The 12684-nt window shown below is 73.4% G+C and carries 14 protein-coding genes; 7 read left to right on the top strand and 7 right to left on the bottom strand.

Annotated features, from left to right (window positions below):
- Nucleotides 1-26: 26 nt before the first annotated feature.
- The gene (locus ACIRS4_RS07970; protein ID WP_404191622.1) at nucleotides 27-551 is read right to left on the bottom strand and encodes a two-component system response regulator; all 525 of its coding nucleotides are present in this window, start codon (nucleotides 549-551) and stop codon (nucleotides 27-29) included.
- A gap of 171 nt (nucleotides 552-722) precedes the next feature.
- Entirely contained in the window at nucleotides 723-1082 is a 360-nt protein-coding gene (locus tag ACIRS4_RS07975; RefSeq protein ID WP_404191625.1) for a chorismate mutase, read from the bottom strand.
- A 173-nt stretch (nucleotides 1083-1255) separates the two neighbouring features.
- Here ACIRS4_RS07975 and ACIRS4_RS07980 point away from each other — a divergent pair, with 173 nt between their 5' ends.
- On the top strand, nucleotides 1256-2152 hold the full coding sequence (locus ACIRS4_RS07980; protein ID WP_404191628.1) for a hypothetical protein: 897 nt from the start codon (nucleotides 1256-1258) through the stop codon (nucleotides 2150-2152).
- 316 nt (nucleotides 2153-2468) lie between these two features.
- Here ACIRS4_RS07980 and ACIRS4_RS07985 read toward each other — a convergent pair whose 3' ends face one another.
- The gene (locus ACIRS4_RS07985; protein WP_404191631.1) at nucleotides 2469-3389 is read right to left on the bottom strand and encodes an SDR family oxidoreductase; all 921 of its coding nucleotides are present in this window, start codon (nucleotides 3387-3389) and stop codon (nucleotides 2469-2471) included.
- Nucleotides 3386-4156, bottom strand: a complete 771-nt coding sequence (locus ACIRS4_RS07990; protein ID WP_404191634.1) for an SDR family oxidoreductase — start codon at nucleotides 4154-4156, stop codon at nucleotides 3386-3388. The genes ACIRS4_RS07985 and ACIRS4_RS07990 overlap by 4 nt, the downstream gene beginning before the upstream one ends.
- Nucleotides 4157-4257: 101 nt before the next feature.
- Between ACIRS4_RS07990 and ACIRS4_RS07995 the strand changes: the two genes are divergently transcribed.
- From ACIRS4_RS07995 to ACIRS4_RS08010, 4 genes are all read left to right on the top strand, one after another.
- Complete coding sequence (locus ACIRS4_RS07995) at nucleotides 4258-5022, top strand: enoyl-CoA hydratase family protein (protein ID WP_404191637.1); 765 nt, start codon at nucleotides 4258-4260, stop codon at nucleotides 5020-5022.
- Nucleotides 5019-5855, top strand: coding sequence for a CoA transferase subunit A (locus ACIRS4_RS08000; RefSeq protein WP_404191640.1), 837 nt, complete (start codon nucleotides 5019-5021; stop codon nucleotides 5853-5855). The genes ACIRS4_RS07995 and ACIRS4_RS08000 overlap by 4 nt, the downstream gene beginning before the upstream one ends.
- Before the next feature lie 110 nt (nucleotides 5856-5965).
- Nucleotides 5966-6682 (top strand): CoA-transferase subunit beta, encoded by a 717-nt coding sequence (locus ACIRS4_RS08005; protein WP_404192110.1) that lies wholly within the window; start codon nucleotides 5966-5968, stop codon nucleotides 6680-6682.
- Nucleotides 6682-7848, top strand: a complete 1167-nt coding sequence (locus tag ACIRS4_RS08010) for an NAD(P)H-dependent flavin oxidoreductase (protein WP_404191642.1) — start codon at nucleotides 6682-6684, stop codon at nucleotides 7846-7848. Before ACIRS4_RS08005 ends, ACIRS4_RS08010 begins: the two co-directional genes overlap by 1 nt.
- A 7-nt stretch (nucleotides 7849-7855) precedes the next feature.
- Here ACIRS4_RS08010 and ACIRS4_RS08015 read toward each other — a convergent pair whose 3' ends face one another.
- From ACIRS4_RS08015 to ACIRS4_RS08025, 3 genes are read right to left on the bottom strand one after another with little or no spacing between them, the layout of a single operon-like run.
- Nucleotides 7856-9013, bottom strand: a complete 1158-nt coding sequence (locus tag ACIRS4_RS08015) for an acetyl-CoA C-acetyltransferase (protein ID WP_404191645.1) — start codon at nucleotides 9011-9013, stop codon at nucleotides 7856-7858.
- Between the two features lie 34 nt (nucleotides 9014-9047).
- Nucleotides 9048-9683 (bottom strand): TetR/AcrR family transcriptional regulator, encoded by a 636-nt coding sequence (locus ACIRS4_RS08020; protein ID WP_404191648.1) that lies wholly within the window; start codon nucleotides 9681-9683, stop codon nucleotides 9048-9050.
- A 21-nt stretch (nucleotides 9684-9704) separates the two neighbouring features.
- The gene (locus tag ACIRS4_RS08025; RefSeq protein ID WP_404191651.1) at nucleotides 9705-10490 is read right to left on the bottom strand and encodes an SDR family oxidoreductase; all 786 of its coding nucleotides are present in this window, start codon (nucleotides 10488-10490) and stop codon (nucleotides 9705-9707) included.
- 47 nt (nucleotides 10491-10537) lie between these two features.
- On the opposite strand from ACIRS4_RS08025, the gene ACIRS4_RS08030 reads away from it, so the two are divergent.
- Together ACIRS4_RS08030 and ACIRS4_RS08035 are read left to right on the top strand one after the other, a co-directional pair.
- Complete coding sequence (locus tag ACIRS4_RS08030; protein WP_404191654.1) at nucleotides 10538-11677, top strand: acyl-CoA dehydrogenase family protein; 1140 nt, start codon at nucleotides 10538-10540, stop codon at nucleotides 11675-11677.
- Nucleotides 11677-12618: an acyl-CoA dehydrogenase family protein gene (locus tag ACIRS4_RS08035; RefSeq protein WP_404191657.1), complete on the top strand. Its 942-nt coding sequence runs from the start codon at nucleotides 11677-11679 to the stop codon at nucleotides 12616-12618. Before ACIRS4_RS08030 ends, ACIRS4_RS08035 begins: the two co-directional genes overlap by 1 nt.
- Nucleotides 12619-12684: the final 66 nt, after the last annotated feature.

The raw sequence follows: 12684 nt of genomic DNA on the forward strand, positions 1-12684 counted from the left end.
TCGCTTCTCGCGCCGGAGCCGCCGTTCTACGGCGCTGTGGGTGCGGTGGGAAGCGGGGGGTGGGGGTCGGTGTCGCGTTGGAGGGGGACGCGGGTGTCGGGGGCGGCGTCCGTGGGGTCTTTCACCAGTGCGCGCAGGGTGCGCACCTCGTGTTCGAGGGCGAGGTGGCGTCGGTGGGCGTCGTAGAGATAGCGGACCTTGGTGCGCAGCGCCCAGGGGTCCACGGGTTTCATGACGAGGTCGGCGACGCGTAGTTCGAAGGCGGCGGAGGTCAGCTCGTGGTCGGGGCCGAAGCCGGTGAGCAGGATGACGGGGATGTGCTGGGTCTGTTCGAGTCGCCGCATGTAGCGCACGACGTCGAGTCCGCTGACGCCGGGCATGCGCACGTCGAGCAGGAGCAGGCCGACCTGTCCGCGCAGTACCTGCTTGAGTGCTTCGTCGCCGCTGGTGGCGCGGGCGAGGCGGTATCCCAGGGGGGCCAGTGCGCTTTCGAGCGCGTACAGCGTGTCCTGGTGGTCGTCGACGATGAGGATCTTGGCATCCGGCGGCATGACCCGACGTCCCTCCGCGATGGGACCACCAGCTTACGTCCGAACGCTGACGGGCAGTGCTCGTCGGCTGACAGGGCGTACCGGCGGGTTCGCGGGGGTGGGTGCGCCGGGGCGGGGGCCGGCGGGGCGGGGGCTGTGCCGTGGGCTCGCGCTCGGTGTGGTCTTTCGAGGTCAGCCGGTGGTGGGGGACGCGCCGTTGACGGTGTCGTCGGCGATGCGTTCGTGGTGGCGGATGACCTCGGCGATGATGAAGGTGAGGAACTTCTCGGCGAAGGCCGGGTCGAGTTTGGCGCTCTCGGCGAGGGCACGGAGCCGGGCGATCTGGCGGCCCTCACGCGCGGGGTCGGCGGCGGGCAGCTGGTGGCGGGCCTTGAGGTGTCCGACCTGCTGGGTGGCCTTGAAGCGTTCGGCGAGCATGTGGATGACGGCGGCGTCGATGTTGTCGATGCTGTCCCGCAGCCGTTCGAGCTCTTCGCGGACGGCGGGGTCCACGTCGCCGGTTGCGGTGCCGCTGGCGTTGCTGGTGGTCATGGGCGTTCACCCTAGTCCGTCGTCCCTGGTGGCGGGGTGGGCGGGAGGTGGGGCCGGCGGGCGGTGGGGCCGGCGGGCGGTGGGGCCGGCGGCGGTCGGGGTTCTCGTGTCGCGGGATCCTCGTACAGTGGAGACGGCTGCACGGCGTGCCGGGACGTCTTGGGGGTACGGGCGTGGCGAACGGTGGTCCGGTCGAGCACGGCTACCCGCATCTGGAGACGGTGCGGGCCGCCGTCACCGCGCTGTACAGGCGGTTGTCGTACGACACCGTCCACCGGTTCGCGGTCAGCGTGGCCCCGGCGGACGTGGCGTTCTGCGATTCCGACGACCTGCATCTGGGGGCGCAGCGGGTGGCGCGTGAGCTGGTGCGGCACTACGGGCTGCCGGACGCCCGGATGATCGTCGGCTTCCGTGAGATGCGGCACGCGGCGAACGTGGAGCTCGCGGCGGGCCCGGAGTACTTCATCGAGCTCAACGACCGGTTCCGCACGCACCGGCGGGACATCGGCGCGGCTCTGGCCCACGAGATCATGCATGTCTTCCTGCACCGGCTGGGTCTGTCCTTTCCCGGGACCCGGGAGAACGAGATCCTCACGGACACGGCGACGACGTATCTGGGTGCGGGCTGGCTGCTGCTGGACGCCTACCGGGAGGACGCGGCCTCGTCGCAGAAGCTGGGGTATCTGACTCCGGAGGAGTTCGGGTACGTGCTGGCGAAGCGGGCTTCTGTCTTCGGGGAGGATCCGTCGACGTGGTTCACCAGTGCGCAGGCGTACACGGCGTATGTGCGGGGGCGGGAGCGGGCGCGGCTGGACGAGCGGCAGCCGCCGCTGTCGGCGGCGGGGTGGTCGGGGCGGCGGCGGTACGCGCGTGACCGCCGGCACGCGCAGGACCACCGGCCGCTCGCCGCCGTCGCGGACACGCCGTACGTCTTCGTCCCGGACGCGGACGGTCCGCTGCGGGTGGCGTTCTCATGTCCGACGTGCCATCAGCGGATCCGGGTGCCGGTACGCGGGCGCGTGCGGGCGCGGTGCGGGTTGTGCCGGACGGTGCTGGAGTGCGACACGTAGTCGACGGACGGGGGTCTCTTCGGCAGCGCGTGGCCCGGACCGGGGCCGTGGCCGGGGCTGAGCCGGGGCCGGGACGTGGGCCGGGGCCGGGACGTGGGCCGGGGCCCAGACCATGGGCCAGGGCCGGGACCGGGGCCGAGGCCAGGGCCGGGACCTCGGCCGAGGCCGGGACCGGGACCAGGGCCGGGACCGGGACCGGGACCCGGGCCGGGACCGGGACCAGGGCCGGGACCGGGGCCGAGGCCAGGGCCCGGACCGGGGCCGAGGCCAGGGCCCGGACCGGGGCCGGGACGTAGGCCGGGACCGCGGTCCGCTGTCATGCCCCGTACACCGTCCCCGGCGGCTCCGTCCGCTCCAGCAGCATGCGTGCCGTCTCCCCCGCGTCCGCCGGGGTCCAGCGTGCGCCCTTGTCCATGGTCGGGCCGGCGCGCCAGCCTTCCATGACGGTGATGCGGCCGCCCTCCGTCTCGAACACGCGGCCGGTGACGCCCGCGCTGGCGGCGGAGCCGAGCCAGACGACCAGCGGGGAGACGTTCTCGGGGGCCATCGCGTCGAAGCCCGCGGCGGGCGCGGCCATGGTGTCGGCGAAGGTGCGCTCTGTCATACGGGTGCGGGCGGCGGGGGCGATGGCGTTGACCTGGACGCCGTAGCGGGCGAGTTCGGCGGCGGCGACCAGGGTCAGGGTGAGGATGCCGGCTTTGGCGGCGCTGTAGTTGCCCTGTCCGACGGAGCCGAGCAGTCCCGCGCCGCTGCTGGTGTTGATGATCCGGGCGGCGGGTGCGCGACCGGCCTTGGCCTCGGCGCGCCAGTGCGCGGCGGCGTGCTTGAGGGGCAGGAAATGGCCCTTGAGGTGGACGCGTACGACGGCGTCCCAGTCGTCCTCGTCGAGGTTGACGAGCATCCGGTCGCGCAGGAAGCCGGCGTTGTTGACGAGGGTGTCGAGGCGGCCGTACGTCTCCAGGGCGGTGGTGACGAGGGAGGCGGCGCCCTCGGCGGTGGCGATGTCGCCGGTGTGGGCGACGGCCTCGCCGCCGGCCGCGCGGATCTCGGCTGCGACGCGGGCGGCGGGGGTGTCGCGGGCGGGGCCGGCGGGGCCGCAAGCGCCGTCCGGGCCGACGTCGAGGTCGTTGACGACGAGCCGGGCGCCTTCGGCGGCGAACGCGAGGGCGTGGGCGCGGCCCAGGCCCCGTCCTGCGCCGGTGACGACGACGACCCGTCCGGTGCACAGTCCTGTCATCTCACTTCTCCTTGTCTGCCGTCGTCCGCCGGCGCCGCGTCGGCCGCGTCGAGGAACGCGGGCCGCTCGCCGCCGCCGTGGACGAGGAGGCCGGCGCCGCTGATGTAGGCGGCGGCGTCGGAGGCGAGGAAGACGGCCGCCGCGCCGATGTCGCGGGGCTCGGCGAGGCGGCCGAGCGGGACGGTGCGGGAGACGGCGGCGACGCCGTCGTCGTCCCCGTAGTGGAGATGGGACCGCTCGGTGCGGACCATGCCGGGGACGACGGTGTTGACGCGGACGTCCGGCGCCCATTCCACGGCCATCGAGCGGGCGAGGCTCTCCAGGCCGGCCTTCGCGGCGCCGTAGGCCGCGGTGCCGGGCGAGGGCCGGGAGCCGCTGACGCTGCCGATCATCACGATCGAGCCGCGGGCGCGGCGGAGGTGCTCGTAGGCGGCGAGGGACACGGTCAGCGGGGCGACGAGGTTGAGTTCGAGGACGCGGACGTGGTGTCCGGCGTCGGTGGGGGCGAGGGGGCGGTGGGGGGCGCCGCCCGCGTTGTTGACGAGTACGTCGAGGCGGGGCAGGCCGGTGAAGAAGCGGCGTACGGCTTCGGCGTCCCGGACATCCAGTGGGGCGAACTCGGTTTTCGGCAAGGGGAGTTCGGGGGGACGGCGGGCGCAGACGATGACATGGGCGCCGGCTTCGGCGAAGGCTTGCGCGATGCCGGCGCCGACGCCGCGGGTGCCGCCGGTGATGACGGCCGTTCTGCCGTGCAGTGAGTTGTCCACAGGCCCTCCCGCTCGTCCGCGGCTGCTGCTAGCTTCGATCCATCACACCTAACAAATGTTTGGTGGAAAGGTAGCTGAGTGCGAAGGTAGCTGATGCGTCCATGGGTGTCTCCACCTCGTCCCCGGAAAAGGGGATTTCCGTCGTCACGGTCGACTTCCCGCCGGTGAACGCCGTGCCGGTGGCCGGCTGGTTCGCCCTGGCCGAGGCCGTGCGCGCGGCCGGCCGCGACCCCGAGGTGCGGTGCGTGGTACTGGCCGCCGGGGGGCGGGGCTTCAACGCGGGCGTGGACATCAAGGAGATACAGGCGCGGGGGGAGAGTGCGCTGGTGGGGGCCAACCGCGGCTGCTTCGAGGCGTTCGCGGCGGTGTACGAGTGCGAGGTGCCGGTGGTGGCGGCGGTGCGGGGCTTCTGTCTGGGCGGCGGGGTGGGGCTGGTGGGGAACGCGGACGCGATCGTGGCGGGTGAGGACGCGGTGTTCGGGCTGCCGGAGCTGGACCGGGGAGCCCTGGGCGCGGCGACGCATCTGGCCCGGCTGGTCCCCCAGCATCTGATGCGCACGCTGTACTACACCTCGCGCACGGTCACGGCGCGGGAGTTACGGGCGCACGGCGCGGTGTGGCGGGTCGTGCCGCCCGACGAGGTGGCCGCGGGCGCGCTGGAGCTGGCCCGGGAGATCGCCGCGAAGGACGGGGAGCTTCTGCGGCTGGCCAAGGCCGCTCTCAACGGGATCGATCCGGTGGACGTCCGTCGCAGCTACCGCTTCGAGCAGGGGTTCACCTACGAGGCCGGGGCGAGCGGGGTGGGCGAGCGGGTCCGTGCGCGCTTCGGCGGGGCCGACAGCGCCGGGAAGGGGGAGCGCGGGTGAGCGACAAGACGATGACCGCGCAGGAGGCGGTGTCCCGGCTGGAGAGCGGGATGACGCTGGGGATCGGCGGCTGGGGTTCGCGGCGCAAGCCGATGGCGCTGGTCCGCGCGCTGCTCCGCTCCGATGTAGGGGACCTGACGGTGGTGTCGTACGGCGGCCCGGACGTGGGCATGCTCGCGGCGGCCGGCCGGATCAGGAGACTGGTGACCGCCTTCGTCACGCTGGACTCGATCCCGCTCGAACCGCACTACCGGGCGGCGCGGGAGCGGGGGGCCTTCGAGCTGACGGAGGTCGACGAGGCGATGTTCATGTGGGGGCTGCGGGCGGCCGCCCACCGGATGCCGTTCCTGCCGGTGCGGGCGGGGCTCGGTTCGGACGTGATGCGGGTCAACCCCGATCTGCGGACGGTGACGTCGCCGTACGAGGACGGGGAGACGTTCGTGGCGATGCCCGCGCTGCGGCTGGACGCGGCGCTGGTGCACGTCAACCGGGCCGACCGGCTGGGCAACGGGCAGTACCTGGGGCCCGACCCCTACTTCGACGACCTGTTCTGCGAGGCGGCGGACGCGGCGTTCGTGTCCTGCGAACGGGTCGTCGACACGGCGGAGTTGACGAAGGAGGCGGCCCCGCAGTCGCTGCTGCTCAAGCGGCACACGGTGACGGGTGTGGTCGAGGCCCCGAACGGGGCGCACTTCACGTCCTGCGCGCCCGACTACGGCCGGGACGAGGCGTTCCAGAAGCGGTACGCGACCACGGCGTGGCCGCAGTTCGCGGCCCGGTACCTCGCCGGGGACGAACGGGCGTACCAGTCGGCGGTCGGGGAGGAGTCGTGAAGGAGCGGGAGCGGGCCGGACGGGGAGCGGCGGAGCGCGGGGGGCCGGCGCAGGTGCCGGGCGGCTCGACGCAGGTGCGGGGCGGCTCGACGCAGGTGGAGGCCGGCGCGATGGTCGCCACCCGCGCCGAGTACTGCGTCGTCGCCTGCGCGGAGGTGTGGCGGGGGGTGGGTGAGGTCCTGGTGAGTCCCATGGGGCTGATCCCCTCGGTCGGGGCCCGGCTCGCCCGGCTCACCTTCGCTCCCCAGGTGCTGCTGACCGACGGTGAGGCGCTGCTCGTCGGCCCGGACGGCGCAGTCGAGGGCTGGCTGCCCTACCGGCAGCATCTGGCGCTGGTGACGGGAGGGCGGCGGCACGTGATGATGGGGGCGAGTCAGATCGACCGGTTCGGCAACCAGAACATCTCGTGCATCGGGGACTGGGCCCGGCCGGCCCGGCAGTTGCTCGGGGTGCGGGGAGCGCCCGTCAACACCCTGAACAACCCGACGAGTTACTGGGTGCCGAGGCACTCGCGGCGCGCGTTCGTGGAGAAGGTCGACATGGTGTGCGGGGTGGGGTACGACCGTGCGGGCGACGCCCCGTACCACCGTCTCGTGCGGGTCGTCACCGATCTGTGCGTCCTGGACTTCGGCGCCCCCGACCGTTCGATGCGGCTGGTCTCGCTGCATCCGGGGGTGAGCGTGGATGAGGTGCGGGAGGCGACGGGGTTCGCGCTCGCCGTCCCGGAGGAGGTGCCGTACACCCGGGAGCCGACGGTGGAGGAGCTGCGGCTGATCCGTGAGGTGATCGATCCGGGCGGCGCCCGGGCGCGGGAGGTCGCGCACTGATGGAGACCGCGTTCACCCGGCTGGTCGGAGTCCGGTGTCCGATCGTGCAGACGGGGATGGGGTGGGTGGCCGGACCGCGGCTGGTGTCGGCGGCGGCGAACGCCGGCGCACTGGGCGTCCTCGCCTCGGCGACGATGACCGTCGACGGTCTGCGGGAGGCGATACGCGAGGTGAAGTCCCGTACGGACGCGCCGTTCGGGGTCAATCTGCGGGCGGACGCGCGGGACGCCGGGGACAGGGTCCGGGTGATGGTGGACGAGGGGGTGCGGGTGGCGTCGTTCGCGCTGGCCCCGTCCCGGGAGCTGATCTCCGAGCTGAAGGAGGCCGGTGTCGTCGTGATCCCCTCGGTGGGGGCCCGTCGGCACGCGGAGAAGGTCGCGGCGTGGGGTGCGGACGCGGTGCTGGTGCAGGGGGGCGAGGGCGGCGGGCACACCGGGGAGGTGGCGACGACGGTGCTGCTGCCGCAGGTCGTGGACGCCGTGGACGTGCCGGTGGTGGCCGCGGGCGGCTTCTTCGACGGGCGGGGCCTGGTCGCGGCGCTGGCGTACGGGGCGGTCGGCGTCGCGATGGGCACGCGGTTCTTGCTGACGTCGGACTCGACGGTGCCGGACGCGGTGAAGGCCCGCTATCTGGCGGCGACGGTCCGGGACGTGACGGTGACGCGGGCGGTGGACGGTCTGCCGCACCGCATGCTGCGTACGGAGCTGGTGGAGTCGCTCGAGCGGTCGGGTCGGGTGCGGGCGCTGGCGCGGGCGGTGCGGCATGCGGCTCGGTTCCGGCGGCTGTCGGGGCTCGGGTGGGGGCAGATGGTGCGCGAGGGGCTGGCGTTGCGGCACGGCAAGGACCTGTCGTGGAGTCAGGTGTTGCTCGCCGCGAACACGCCGATGCTGCTGCGGTCGGCGATGGTGGACGGGCGGACGGATCTGGGGGTGATGGCGGCCGGGCAGGTCGCGGGGGTGATCGAGGATCTGCCCTCGTGCGCGGAGCTGGTGGAGCGGCTGATGGCCGAAGCCTGGTCGGCCATGGGCGGGTTACCGGTGTCCGGTGGTTCGATGCCGGCTGACGGGGGCGATCCTCGACGGCGGTCGGACTCAAGGGTGAACGCCGTCGGTGAAGGCGCCGGCGAGGATGCCGGCGGACGACGTCCGCCCCCGCTCAGCCGGTGACGCGCGCTCAGATGCGTTCGATGATGGTGACGTTGGCCTGGCCGCCGCCCTCGCACATGGTCTGGAGGCCGTAGCGGCCGCCGGTGCGTTCCAGTTCGTTCAGGAGGGTGGTCATGAGTTTGGCGCCCGTCGCGCCGAGCGGGTGACCGAGGGCGATCGCGCCGCCGTTGACGTTGACCTTGGCGGGGTTCGCGCCGGTCTCCTTGAGCCAGGCCAGAACGACGGGTGCGAACGCCTCGTTGATCTCGACGAGGTCGATGTCGTCGATGGACAGGCCCGTCTTCTTCAGGGCGTGGGCGGTGGCGGGGATGGGGGCGGTGAGCATACGGACGGGGTCCTCGCCGCGCACCGACAGGTGGTGGACGCGGGCGCGGGGGGTCAGGCCGTGCTCACGCACCGCGCGTTCGGAGGCGAGCAGCAGGGCGGCCGCTCCGTCGGACACCTGGGAGGAGCAGGCGGCGGTGACGGTCCCGCCGGGGATGACGGGCTTGAGTGCGGCCATCTTCTCCAGGGAGGTGTCGCGGCGGGGCCCTTCGTCCACGGTGACGTCGCCGTAGGGGACGGTCTCGTGCTCGAAGCGGCCCTCGTCGACGGCCCGGAGCGCCCGCCGGTGGGAGCGCAGCGCGAACTCCTCCTGGTCGGTGCGGCTGATGCCCCACTTGGCGGCGATCATCTCGGCGCCGGCGAACTGGTTGACGGGCCGGTCTCCGTAGCGGGCGCGCCAGCCCTCGCTGCCGGCGAAGGGGCCCTGGGTGAAGCCGAGCGGTTCGGCGGCCTGCCGAGTGGCGTAGGCGATGGGGATCTGCGACATGTTCTGCACGCCGCCCGCGACGACGAGGTCCTGCGTGCCGGAGAGCACGCCCTGCGCGGCGAAGTGCACGGCCTGCTGGGAGGATCCGCACTGCCGGTCGACGGTGACGCCCGGCACCTCCTCGGGCAGTCCGGCGGCGAGCCAGCAGGTCCGGGCGATGTCGCCGGCCTGCGGACCGACGGCGTCCAGGCAGCCGAAGACGACGTCCTCGACGGCGGCCGGGTCGACTCCGGCCCGCGCGACGAGGGCTTTCAGGACGTGCGCGCCCAGGTCGGCGGGATGGACGCCGCTGAGCCCTCCCCCGCGTCGCCCGACGGGCGTGCGGACCGCTTCGACGATGTAGGCCTCGGCCATGTCATCCACTCCCCTGGGGAATCAGCTTGCGCGGTCATTCGCGTACGGCGATCCCGTCCAGCACCATCGACAGGTACTGGCGGGCGATGTCCTCCGGGCTGTGCTGTCCGCCGGGCCGGTACCAGGAGGCGGCGACCCAGACGGTGTCGCGCACGAACCGGTAGGTGAGCCGGATGTCGAGGTCGGCGCGGAAGGCCCGGTCGGCGACCCCGCGTTCCAGCGTGGACAGCCACGTCTTCTCGAACCTGCGCTGTGACTCGGCGAGGAACGCGAACCGTTCCTGGGCGACGAGTTGCCGGCTCTCCTTCTGGTAGATGGCGACGGCGGCGCGGTGCCGGTCGATCTCCCGGAAGGACTCGGTGACGAGCGCTTCGAGCGTCTCGCGCGGGCCGAGCCGGGCGCCGAGGACGGTGTCGTAGCCGTCCCAGAGTTCGTCGAGGAAGGTGCGCAGGATCTCCTCCAGCATCGACTCCTTGGAGTCGAAGTGGTAGTAGAGGCTGCCCGCGAGCATGCCCGCGTGGTCCGCGATCTTGCGGACGGTGGTGGCGTTGTAGCCCTGTTCGGCGAAGACCTCGGCGGCGGTGTCGAGGAGTTCGCCGCGGCGGTCGCGGACGCCGCCGGCCGCGGGCGGCTCCGGGGCGGTCACCTGGGGCTTCTTCTTGGTAGGCACGCGTTCATTGTCGCCTCCGCCTCAGGCCCGCTGGCTGCTGACCGACACGACTTCGCCGGTCAGGTACGAGGAGTAGCCGGAGGCGAGGAACACGATCACGTTGGCGACCTCCCAGGGCTCGGCGTGGCGCCCGAAGGCCTCGCGCGCGGTGAGCTCCTGGAGCAGTTCGGGGGTGGTGACCTTGGCGAGGTGCGGGTGCATGGCGAGGCTGGGGGCCACCGCGTTGACCCGTACGCCGTACTCGGCGGCCTCGACGGCGGCGCAGCGGGTCAGCGCCATCACGCCGGCCTTGGCGGCCGCGTAGTGGGCCTGTCCTGCCTGGGCGCGCCAGCCGGCGACGGAGGCGTTGTTGACGATCACTCCGCCGGTGGGCCGCATGCGTATGAGGGCGGCGCGGGTGCAGCGGAAGGTGCCGTTCAGTGTGACGTCCAGGACGCGCGTCCACTGCTCGTCGGTCATCTCGGTCAGCTGTGCGGTTCCGCCGAGGCCGGCGTTGTTGACGACGACGTCCAGCCGTCCGTGCGCGTCGAGGGCGGTGTCGAACAGGGCGCGGACCTGGTCCTCGTCCGTCACGTCGCACGGCAGGGCGGTCACCGCGGCGTCGCCGAACTCGGCGGCGAGCGCGGCGTGGTGTTCCTTGAGGCGGCGCGTGTGGGCGTCGCTGATCAGCACGCGGGCGCCCTCCTGGAGGAAGCGGCGGGCGGTGGCGCCGCCGATGCCCGCGCCGGCGGCGGCGGTGACGACTGCGGTGCGGCCCGCCAGCAGTCCGTGTCCGGGGACGTAGGCCGGAGTCTCGACGCCTGTCATAGGGCCACGCTAACCTACCAAACACTTGTTAGGGAAGGACGTCGTCGATGGATCTCGCCTTCACACCGGAAGAGGAAGCGCTCAGGGCAGGGGCCCGCGCCTGGCTGGCCGCGCATGTGCCGTCGTCGCCCCTGCCCTCACTGGAGACGGAGGCCGGTTTCGCCGCCCACCGCGCCTGGGAGGCCGAGCTCGCCGCGGACGGCTGGTCGGTGGTGAACTGGCCGACGGCGTACGGGGGGCGGGACTGCGGGCTGATCGGCTGGCTGCTGTTCGAGGAGGAGTACTACGCGGCCGGCGCGCCCGGACGTGTCAACCAGAACGGCGTGAGCCTGCTGGCCCCCACCCTGTTCGAGCACGGCACCGAGGAGCAGCGCGACCGTGTCCTGCCGTCGATGGCGACCGGCGAGGAGGTGTGGGCGCAGGCCTGGTCGGAGCCCGACGCCGGCTCGGACCTGGCGTCCCTCAGGTCCAGGGCGGTGCGCACGGCAGGCGGCTGGCTCCTGAGCGGGCAGAAGACCTGGTCCTCCCGCGCCGCCTTCGCCGACCGGGCCTTCGGGCTGTTCCGCAGCGACCCGGACGCGCCCAAGCCCCACCAGGGCCTCACCTACGTCATGTTCGACCTGCGGGCGCCGGGCGTCACGGTCCGTCCGATCGGCCGGCTCGACGGGAAGCCGGCGTTCGCCGAACTGTTCCTGGACGAGGTGTTCGTGCCGGACGAGGACGTCATCGGCGAGCCCGGGCAGGGCTGGCGCATCGCCATGGCCACGGCCGCCAACGAACGCGGCCTCACCCTGCGCTCCCCCGGCCGCTTCCTGGCGAGCGCGCACCGGCTGCGGGAGTTGTGGCGGGCCCGGGGCGCCCCCGGGTGGGCGCGGGAGCAGGTCGCCGACGCCGTGATCGGGGCCCGCGCCTACCAGTTGTTCACCTTCGCGGCCGGGTCCCGCTTCCTCGCGGGCGAGTCGCTGGGGCCCGAGTCCAGCCTGAACAAGGTGTTCTGGTCCGAGTACGACATCGCGCTGCACGAGACGGCCCTCGACCTGCTCGGCGCGGACGGCGAGCCGGTCGACGCCGACTGGGCCGAGCGGTACGTGTTCGCGCTCGCCGGCCCGATCTACGCCGGGGCCAACGAGATCCAGCGCGACATCATCGCCGAACGCCTGCTCGGCCTGCCGAAGGGGCGCCGCTGATGCGTTTTCTCCTCGACGCCGAACAACGGGACTTCGCGGCCTCCCTGCACGCGATGCTCACCGCCGCCGGCACACCCTCGGTGATACGGGACTGGACTCGCGGCGACCCGGCGGGCGGCCGAGCGCTGTGGTCCCGCGTCGCGCAGGCGGGCGTGTTCGCGCTGGCGGTTCCGGAGGAGTACGAGGGGCTGGGCCTGCGGCCCGTCGAAGTGGCCGTGGCCTTCGTGGAGTTGGGGCGGCACGCGGTGCCGGGGCCGCTCGTGGAGACGGTGGCCGCCGCGGTGCTGCTCGCGGGGACCCCTCACGCAAAGCGCTTCCTGCCGGGGATCGCGGCCGGGGAGACGATGACGACGCTGGCGTACGACGGTGTGCCCGCTCTGGACGGCGACGCGGCGACGCTGCACCTGTCCCTCTCCGCCGACGGGCTGCGTATGGCCCCCGGCGCGGGCCCCGTCCGCACCGGCCTCGACCCCGCCCGCCGCCTCACCGCCCTCCTCCCGGGCGGCGAACTCCTCACCTCGGCGCCAGCGTCCCCCCTGCTGTGGGCCCGCCTCGCCACCGCCGCCCAGGCCCTGGGCGTAGGTCTGACACTGCTCGACCGCACCGTGGCCTACGTCGGGCAGCGCATCCAGTTCGGCGTGCCGATCGGCTCCTTCCAGGCGGTCAAGCACCGGCTGGCGGACGCGAAGATCGCCCTGGAGTTCGCCCGGCCGCTGGTCCTGGGAGCCGCGCTCACCATGACCCCGGCCGACGTGGCCGCCGCGAAAGTCAGCGCCTGCGAGGCGGCGTACACGACCGCCCGCGCCGCCCTGCACCTGCACGGCGCGCTCGGCTACACAGCCGAACACGACCTGTCGCTGTGGCTCACCAAGGCCCAGGCCCTACGACAGGCCTGGGGCACCCCCCACGCCTGCCGCACCACCGTCCTCGACGCCCTGTGACCCGACGGGCCCCGCACATGCGGCGGCGCCTGCCCGGGGTCCGGTCGGGGACTGGGCAGGCGCCGC

Origin of the sequence: Streptomyces sp. NPDC101166 (assembly GCF_044768125.1) — a bacterium.
Taxonomy (GTDB): domain Bacteria; phylum Actinomycetota; class Actinomycetes; order Streptomycetales; family Streptomycetaceae; genus Streptomyces.